General features: G+C 59.9%; 6 protein-coding genes. All 6 read right to left on the bottom strand.

Annotated elements, in window-relative coordinates; all coding sequences use genetic code 11:
* Positions 1-162 precede the first annotated feature (162 nt).
* The 6 genes from GWQ29_RS18485 to GWQ29_RS18460 all read right to left on the bottom strand — a co-directional run bounded on the left by GWQ29_RS18485 (position 163) and on the right by GWQ29_RS18460 (position 8,504).
* Entirely contained in the window at positions 163-759 is a 597-nt protein-coding gene (locus GWQ29_RS18485) for an acetate uptake transporter (RefSeq protein ID WP_275920031.1), read from the bottom strand.
* 642 nt (positions 760-1,401) lie between these two features.
* Positions 1,402-4,293 carry a DUF748 domain-containing protein gene (locus tag GWQ29_RS18480; protein ID WP_275920030.1) on the bottom strand — a complete coding sequence of 964 codons (2,892 nt, stop codon included), beginning with the start codon at positions 4,291-4,293 and terminating at the stop codon, positions 1,402-1,404.
* 48 nt (positions 4,294-4,341) lie between these two features.
* Positions 4,342-5,103, bottom strand: coding sequence for a transporter substrate-binding domain-containing protein (locus tag GWQ29_RS18475; protein ID WP_275920029.1), 762 nt, complete (start codon positions 5,101-5,103; stop codon positions 4,342-4,344).
* 37 nt (positions 5,104-5,140) lie between these two features.
* The gene (locus tag GWQ29_RS18470) at positions 5,141-5,551 is read right to left on the bottom strand and encodes a MerR family DNA-binding transcriptional regulator (RefSeq protein ID WP_275920028.1); all 411 of its coding nucleotides are present in this window, start codon (positions 5,549-5,551) and stop codon (positions 5,141-5,143) included.
* A 14-nt stretch (positions 5,552-5,565) separates the two neighbouring features.
* On the bottom strand, positions 5,566-6,522 hold the full coding sequence (locus GWQ29_RS18465) for a hydroxymethylglutaryl-CoA lyase (protein ID WP_275920027.1): 957 nt from the start codon (positions 6,520-6,522) through the stop codon (positions 5,566-5,568).
* Positions 6,519-8,504, bottom strand: coding sequence for a biotin carboxylase N-terminal domain-containing protein (locus GWQ29_RS18460; protein ID WP_275920026.1), 1,986 nt, complete (start codon positions 8,502-8,504; stop codon positions 6,519-6,521). Before GWQ29_RS18460 ends, GWQ29_RS18465 begins: the two co-directional genes overlap by 4 nt.
* Positions 8,505-8,544 lie beyond the last annotated feature (40 nt).

The following is an 8,544-nucleotide window of genomic DNA, read 5'->3' as shown; positions in this document are numbered from 1 at the left end:
CCAAGAGAACGGGGCGAGCCTCGATAGCGGTGTTATGGGAGGGCTGGTTTAGGTTACAGACCCTCCTTGAAGGCTATGAACTGGCACTGTCTCTTGAGCATCAACAGATGTGATCAAGAGACAGCCCGAAGGTGCCTTTTCACAATCTGAATTGCTTACCTATCAGGCAGCAGCTTTCAGCTGTACTGCAGCTGCTTTCTTGTGATCGCCAATCGGCAGCACAGTGCGGCCAAACTGTTCGTTGATCACGGTAGCCATGGCCAGGTAGATGGCACTGGCGCCACAGATGATGCCTTCGAAACCGGCGATGGTGCCGATCAGGGTGCTGCCGGTGAAATCACGGGCAGCCAGCAGGAAGAACAGCACTGTCAGGGAGGCAAATACGAACTGCTTCACACGGGGGAAGTTGACGGTGCCGACCAGCATGAAGAGAGTGAACATGCCCCACATCAGCAGATACCAGCCCATGTAAGCGTGGGGAGTGGCTTCGACCAGACCCATGGTCGGCATCACCAGCAGGAACACCAGGCTCCACCAGAAGGTGCCGTAGGAGATGAAGGCGGTGACACCGAAGGTGTTGCCACGCTTGAACTCCATGATACCGGCGATGATCTGGGCCAGACCGCCATAGCACAGGCCCATGGCCAGGATCATGGCGCTGATGGGGAAGAAACCTGCGTTATGGATGTTCAGCAGAATGGTGGTCATACCGAAACCCATCAGACCCAGAGGGGCAGGGTTGGCCAATTTTTCGCTCACGTGGTGTTCTCCAAAAATAGAGGTGGGGGTTGATAAAAGACGCGCGATTTTAGGCAGGCAACGGGTCCCTCGCAAGAGGGGAGTACAAAAAATGGTAAAAAAACTACACGAAATTTTATCCACGTCATTATTCGTGCCATTCAGGTAGATAACAGGTGAATGAATAGCGGTGGCAAGGTTGATTTTTTGTGTGAGCCACGCCGGATATGAAAGTGAATAACATATAGCAGCAGTGCCTTCGCCCCCTGGTTTTCGAGCCTGTTTCGTGGAACTGGGCTCTTGTCTGTTGTAGCCAGATGCCTGGCATTTGTCAGAGGCAAAAATCGCCATATATGCCATCAAACAAAAAGAGGGAGTCACCGTTTGAAGCGCAGGAGACACTTGCCCATATCCAGAGGAAAAACGGTCGAGCAGGGGCGCATTATGTGGATAACGGGATAACGAGTCGCCAGAGGAGGGCAGAGCACAGTCTTAAAGGGCGCTGGGAATGAGGGGGGGTATACCCTCTATGCTCTGCGCACGCAATGATGAGCCGTTGGCGGCTATGGCCTCAAGGGGGAAGTGGACGCCTGGCGGCACGAACAATCAAGGAGAGAGCTGGGGTGAAAACGCCGGGGAGCCGAATCGGCTCCCCGGCAGCCGTCAGTTATCCAGTGTCAGAACGACCTTGGCTTCCTTGTCCGCCTCCTTTACCTGGCTGTCGAGTACGAACAGCCGTTCCGGCGCTATCCCCTGGGTATCCACCAGATACTCCTTGGTGTTCTGGGCACGGCGCATGGCCAGATTGCGCAGGGACTTGGCGGTGATCAGCTGTTGATCCCGCAGCAGGATCACCGCCTGACTTCGCAGGGCCGGGCTCTCTTCATCCAGTTTCAACCTGTCGGCCAAGTCCCCCAGCTCTTCGTTGAAGCGCGCCTCATAGGCTTCGGCCAGCGCGGCTTGGAGTATGGGATCCTGCTCCAGCAGATCGAGGTCAACCGGCATGCCCGTGATCTTGGTCAATGCTCGCTCCAGCTTCTGGCGCTGCAAAATGGGGCGTTCTTCGTTGAAGTTGACCTTGCCGCGAATGTTCATGCTGATCTTGGGTCTCTCCTTGAGCGCTTGCGCCAGCTTGGTCAGCCTGATCTGCTGGGTTGGAGTGAGGGCAGGCTCACCCAGCAGGAAGGGCAGCTCATCCAGATCCTCAGTGCCTCCGGTCAACGAGGCCAGCAGAGAGAAGGGGGACGTAATGGCCTTTCTGAGGGTATTGCCCAGTACATCCCAGAAGATATTGCCGAGGCTGAAATCTGGCTGATCCAGATTGCCTTTTACCTTCAGGTTCATCTGGATGACGCCGTTGGCATCGCTGAGCAGGGCGATGGCCAGCCCCAGCGGCATGTCCTTGGCCTGCTCGCTCTTGATCTTCTCTCCCAGTTGCAGCTTCTTGATGGTGATGTCGTTATCCCCCTCCAGCCGATTGCCCTGCAGCTTGTAGTTCAGCTTCATGGAGAGCTGTCCCTTGTCGATGGCATATCCGGCGTAGGTACTGGAGTAGGGGGTGAAAGTGGTGAGCTCCAGGTTGCTGAAGGTGACCGCCACATCGAGCACGGGCTGCTCGATCAGCAGATTGGTGTTGCCGCGAATGGTCACGGGGGCATAGCGGTCAACCTTGCCGTTGAAGGCGAGATCCGAACGTTGGCCGGGAATATTGCTGATATGGCGGCTCTGGCCGCTGAGGGAGGCAATGTCCACCACGAATTCCGGGCTCAGGCTGCGATCGGCAAAGCGCAGGTTGCCCTGTTCGGTGCGGACCTGATCGATGGTAATGCGGGGGACGGGCCCGTTGGCGGGCTCTGTGCTGGCGGCTTGTGGCAGCACCAGTTGCTGGAGGTTGGTGATCCCGTCTTCATTGATCTCGATGCGGGCGAAGGGTTTGCGCAGCAGTATGTCGCCAATCTTCACCTGCTGGCTGATGCCGTCATAGTGCAACCCGCTCAGCTCCAGACGATCTATCTGCAGCAGGCGTTGATTGTCGGCCCGATCAAGCACGAACAACTGGTCTATGTCGAGCCCCCCTGTGACCTCGAGTGTGCTCAGCGCCCCCTCGGCATTGGTGGTCAAGGCCAGTTTGGTACGGCTGGCAAGCTGGCCGTCGCGCACCGTGATGCGCAGCAGATCCTGCAGGTAGGGTTGGGCCCATTTGAGGGGCAGCCCCTGCTGCTTGAACTCGCCCTTGAGGGTGAAAGGGGCCAGGGTGAGATCACCGTCAAATCCGAGGGAACTCTGGGTGTTGAGGGTGGCATTGAGGTTGAGCGGGCTGGGCTGATCAGACTGACTGCCAAGGGGACCCAGCGAGAGGTTCAGTCCGGAGATCTCGCGCAGCAGCGGCTTGCCGCTGCTCGACTCGGTCAGCTTGAACTCCCCCTGGCTGATGCGCGTCTCTTTGAGCGACCAGCGCCAGGGGTTGCCCGGGGCCGGCTTTTTGCCCGAGGGTTTATCCGCTGGCTGGGGGACAAGCAGTGCTGTCAGGTCCAGCTGCTGCGCGGCGTCGAGGGTTGCCGTGACCGCCGGGGCCTTGAGTGCGATCTTGTCGATCCTGACCGACTGCTTGTTGCCATCCAGGGCTATGCCTGCCAATGCCAGCTGTTTGAAGCGGGCAAACTCGGCGCCCTTGTTCTGCTTGAGTTGCCAGTCGCTCAAAGTCAGCTTGCCCTTTGACAACTGCCAATCCAGCCCATGCTTGCCCTGACTGAGCTGGTAGTTCAGTTCGGCGCTGGCCTCGCCCTTGACCAGATTGACCTTGAGGTAGGGGGCCCAGAGCGGCGCGAAGGGCGAGAGCGCAAGCTTGCCGAGACTGAGCTGGCCCTTGCCAGCCCCCGTCATGATATCGAGCTGGCCGCTCGCCTTGAGCGGGCTCTGTTTGTTGAGCCGGGCGGTCAACTGGAAGTGGTTGGTATTTTTCGCCGCAGTGGAGAAATCCGGCAGTTGCAGATCGAGCCCGCTCAGGGTGAGCGGGGGTATCCAGCCTGCATTGTTTTTCTTGCGACTGTCCTGGTAGCTGATTTGACCCTGTACGGCGGCCAGTTTGGCTATCTGTACCAGAAGGGGCTCGCTGCTGGTCGTGACGGGCGTCTGCGAGGGCGTCAGCACGCTGGCCAGGGCATCGGTCAGATTGAAACGTACCTCACCTTTGCTGTCGGCCCGACGGATGAGATTCACCATCGGCTTGGTGAGGGTGGCGTTACTCAGAATAATGGCCTTCTGCCGCCAGCTCTGGCCAAGCTCGGGGACAAGCTGCAACTGCTCGAAGGCGATGATGGGTTGCTGTTTTTCATCGAGCAGCGCCGAGGGACCGATGGCAAGGGAGGGATGGCGCAGGCTGACATGGATCTCCCCCAGCGTCAGGTTCAGACCATAGTGTTTGGCCAGCCAGGCGGGCAGGTGGCGCTGGGTGAGGGTCGGCGCTTGCCATAACAGGACCAACAGGGAGATGAGCAGTGCGGCGAAGAGATAAAGGGTATAGCGCAGCAGGCGGACACGCAGGGGTTTGGGCATGAAGGTCTCCAATTGATGCGCACAGGGTAGCAAGTTTTCAGGACATAATCATGGTGCCGCTTGATGCTGTACGCCGTACTTTGTCCACAGGCGTGCCAGGGTTCCGCTTTTCTTCAACTCGGCCAGCCAGGTTTCCAGCTGGCGGGTCGAGATGTCTGCCGTCGGGCTGAGCAGTGCTCTCAGCTCATACTGCTGATCCCACTTGTCTGACCGCAGCAACTGGGCTGCCAGCTCGGGATACTGTTGGCTGAACTGGTTGAGGTAAGCGAGGTTGAGGATGGCCACCTCGCCGCGCCCCTTGAACAATCCCTGTATGGCGGTGGCATTGTCTTTCACCAGCGTGATGCGAAAGTGCTGCTTGAGCGCGTCCGCATTGGCATTGAAGTCGGCAAATCCATAGTGATAACCGGTGACGCCGATAAGCTTGCGCTGATCAATGTGTTCGAAGAAGGTTTGATCACGCCCGGGCACCTTGAGGGCGACATATATTTCGCCCCCCAGCAGTAAAGGTGGGGTCATGTGAACTTGTTCCGCATCCCAATTCCAGCGGATATCCTCGAACAGCATGAGGGAGAATCGGCCGAGTGCCAGCGCCTGATAGCGATAGGTGGCCGAGGTGGGGACAAAGACGAAACGCACCTCTTGCTGAACTTCGTTGAGCGCCGAGATGAGATCCAGCGTCAGTCCCCGATAGCGGTTTTCACTCTCCTTGACCACGAAGGGAGCATAGGGGTAGCCCCCGACCCGGATCAGGGGGTGGCTCCAGGTCGTGGAGCAGAACAAGAGTAACAACCAGCACCAGCATTTCATCGGGGGCACCAAGATGGTGAGATGATCCCAGATTCGGTTAATCTGCGCTGGTTTTCAAGCTGTTAAGGGAATTTGCACAGCGCAGCTCGGCGGCTTCCAGCTCTGCCATCACCATCTGGATATCCTCCAGGTGCTGGTGCAGGGATTGGCGCTTGGCATTGATGAGCTGGATCATGGAGTGGAGCTGGGTCTTGCTCGAGCGATCCGTGTCATACATGTCGAACAGCTCGCGGATTTCCGCCAGGCTGAAGCCGAGCCGTTTGCCGCGCAATGTCAGCTTGAGGCGGATCTTGTCCTTGTGGCTGTAGATGCGGGTCTGTCCCTCCCGGGTCGGGGTGATCAGTCCCTCATCCTCGTAGTAGCGGATGGTCCTTGGCGTGATATCAAATTCATGGGCCAGCTCCGAGATGCTGTAGGTGATCTCCTTGCCGGGCAGGGACGGTGGCATGGTAGTGACTCCTGTTAGTGCGAGGATGACTGGCAAAGGCGCATCCGCAGCCGCTCTGCATTGGCGTGGAGGGCCTGGCCTACCCGGGAGCCGTTGGGACGGCCGAGCCGTTCGCTTACCCATTGGCCGGTGGCCGCCAGCTTGTCCAGATCCACCCCTGTGCTCATGCCAAGGCCGTGCAGCAGATAGATCACCTCCTCCGAGGCGATGTTGCCGGAGGCACCCGGTGCGTAGGGGCAACCGCCGAGTCCGGCTACCGAGCAGTCTATGGTGCGGATGCCGCGCTCCAGCGCCGGCAGCAAATTGGCCAAGCCCTGGCCGTAGGTGTCGTGAAAATGGACCGCGAGCCGTCCTGCCGGGATCTCGTGCAGCACAGCATCCAGCATGGGGGCGACCGTGCCAGGGGTACCGACTCCTATGGTGTCCCCCAGCGAGATCTCATGACAACCGAGATCAAGGAGTCGCTCGGCCATGGCCGCTACCCGTTTCGGGCGGGTCGGACCATCGAAGGGGCAGGCGATGACGGTGGAGAGATAACCGCGCACCTTGATGCCGAGGCGGCGTGCCTCCTGCACCAGAGGGGCGAAGCGCACCAGTGACTCCTCCACACCGATGCCGATATTGGCGCGGGTAAAACCGTCAGAACAGGCGGTGAACAGACCAATCTCGTCAGCCCGGGCGGCAATGGCGGCCTGCAGGCCTTGCAAGTTGGGCACCAAGGCACCGTAGCGGGTTAGCCCCTTGCGCGGCAGGGCCTTGAACAGTTCGGCAGAGTCGGCCATCTGCGGCACTCGCCTGGGGGAGACGAAGGCCCCCACCTCGATGCGCTGCTGGCCGCTCTCGACGAGACGGGCTATCAGCTCAAGCCGCTGGATAAGGGGCAGGGCATTGGCTTCGTTTTGCAGGCCATCGCGCGGGCCCATCTCCACCAGGCTTACCCTGTCGTCCTGCATGCCAGATTCTCTTTTCATGTACTGCTCTCTTGCGTCTTCAGCGTGCTTTCATCGGCCAGGCCGGCATCGGTAAAACGTACCAGCACGGCGCCCTGACTTACTTGTTCCCCTGCTTTGCATTGCAGGGTATCGATCACACCGTCTTGTTCGGCTTTCAAGACGTGCTCCATCTTCATCGCCTCCAGTACCAGCAGGGGTTGCCCTTTGCTGACGTGTTGCCCGACCTCGACCAGCAGTGCCACTACGATGCCATGCATGGGGGCAATGGCGCCCTGCATGATGGTGCTGGCGTGATCATGATGGGTCTGGTGTGCGTGATCATGGTGGCAAAAGCGAATGCGTTGCCCATCCAGTTGCACCATGAAATCCCTCGCCCCAACAGCCTGTATGGGGTAGCGCTGCCAGCGCCCTGCATGTTGCAGGCGGATATGATCAGCGCCCAGCGCATAGGGAATGTGCTCTCCCTGCCACTCAAGCTTGCCTGCACATTCGGTGAGGCTCAGTACCCGTACCTCCTCGCCGATCTGTACCGCCGCCGTCCAGTTTTTGCGTTGATCCAGACGAAAGCCGGATGCCTGTTGCCAGGGGGCACTGCCTGCACTGCGGCTGGCGAGCCAGAGGGTGGCCAGCGGCCAGGCAAGCTCGGGCACTGCCAATGGTTCTGTGGGGATGGGCCATTGGGTGTGATGGCGCATGGCCAGCACGTCCGGCTCCTGACACAGGCGCAGCAACAAGGGGCCGTTGTGCACCAGGGGGCCGAGTTCCAGCGCACCCAGCGCATCGGCCAGTCTGCCAAAGGCTTCTGCTCGGCTCTGGCCGTGGGCAATCAGCTTGGCAATCATGGGATCGTAATAGGGGCTGACGTCATCTCCGGCAGTCACACCTGTGTCGATGCGCACCCCGTCCGGCCAGTGCAGCCACTCTATGGGGCCGCTGGCGGGCAGAAAACCGGCTGCCACATCCTCGGCATAAAGGCGCGCTTCTACCGCATGGCCGTGCAGGAGCACCTCCTCCTGGGTCAGGGGCAGGGGCTTGCCTTCGCCGACCGCCAACTGCCAGGCCACCAGGTCCTGGCCGGTGACACACTCGGTGACAGGGTGTTCCACCTGCAGGCGAGTGTTCATCTCCATAAAGAAGAATTCGTCCCCGCACAGCAAAAATTCGATGGTACCGGCCCCTCGATAATTGATGGCTTTGGCCGCGGCGACGGCAGCTTGCCCCATGGCTTGGCGCAGTGACGGGAGGATGTCGGGGGCGGGGGCCTCTTCAATCACCTTCTGGTGGCGTCGCTGCAAAGAGCAATCCCTGTCCCCCAAATAGATGGCGTTGCCGAGGCTGTCGGCAAACACCTGCACCTCCACATGACGGGCCTTGGGCAAGTAGCGCTCCAGCAAGACGCTGTCATCGCCAAAGGCGCCCAGCGCTTCGCGTTTCACGGCCGCCAGCGCCTCGTCAAATTCGTCGATCTGTTCGACCAGGCGCATCCCCTTGCCACCGCCCCCGCTGGCCGCCTTGATCAGCAGCGGCAAGCCGGTCAGCAATGCCTGCTCGCGCAGCAGCTCGAGGCGCTGATCCGCGCCGTGATAGCCGGGCAGCACGGGAACGCCGGCTGCCTGCATCAGCGACTTGGCGCCGGACTTGTCCCCCATGGCGAGGATAGCGGCGCCACTGGGGCCGATAAAACGCACACCACGCTGCTCGCAGGCGGTGGCAAAGTCGCTGTTTTCCGACAAAAAGCCGTAGCCGGGATGGATGGCATCGGCGCCTGCCTGCTGGGCGATGCGCAGTACCTTGGCCGCATTGAGATAGCTCTCCCGCGCGGGGGCAGGTCCCAGATGCCAGGCTTCGTCGGCTTCCCGCACATGCATGGCATTTTGGTCGGCATCCGAGTAGAGGGCTATGGTGTGGATGCCGAGCCGACGGGCTGTCTTGATGATGCGCACGGCGATTTCGCCGCGGTTGGCAATCAACAGCCGTCTAATCGGCGTCTGGTTGGTCATGACGGCTCCTCACATTGCGCTGAAAAAGCAAAATGGGATG

Source organism: Aeromonas sp. 2HA2 (assembly GCF_029237345.1).
Lineage (GTDB): Bacteria > Pseudomonadota > Gammaproteobacteria > Enterobacterales > Aeromonadaceae > Aeromonas > Aeromonas salmonicida.
Note: the sequence above shows the minus strand (reverse complement) of the source record. Positions and strands in the feature narration are given on the sequence as shown.

Excerpts from the sequence above, each read along its gene's own strand:
- GWQ29_RS18460 (WP_275920026.1), bottom strand. The coding sequence starts at position 8,504 with ATGACCAACCAGACGCCGATTAGACGGCTGTTGATTGCCAACCGCGGC.
- GWQ29_RS18465 (WP_275920027.1), bottom strand. The coding sequence starts at position 6,522 with ATGAAAAGAGAATCTGGCATGCAGGACGACAGGGTAAGCCTGGTGGAG.
- GWQ29_RS18475 (WP_275920029.1), bottom strand. The coding sequence starts at position 5,103 with ATGAAATGCTGGTGCTGGTTGTTACTCTTGTTCTGCTCCACGACCTGG.
- GWQ29_RS18470 (WP_275920028.1), bottom strand. The coding sequence starts at position 5,551 with ATGCCACCGTCCCTGCCCGGCAAGGAGATCACCTACAGCATCTCGGAG.
- GWQ29_RS18480 (WP_275920030.1), bottom strand. The coding sequence starts at position 4,293 with ATGCCCAAACCCCTGCGTGTCCGCCTGCTGCGCTATACCCTTTATCTC.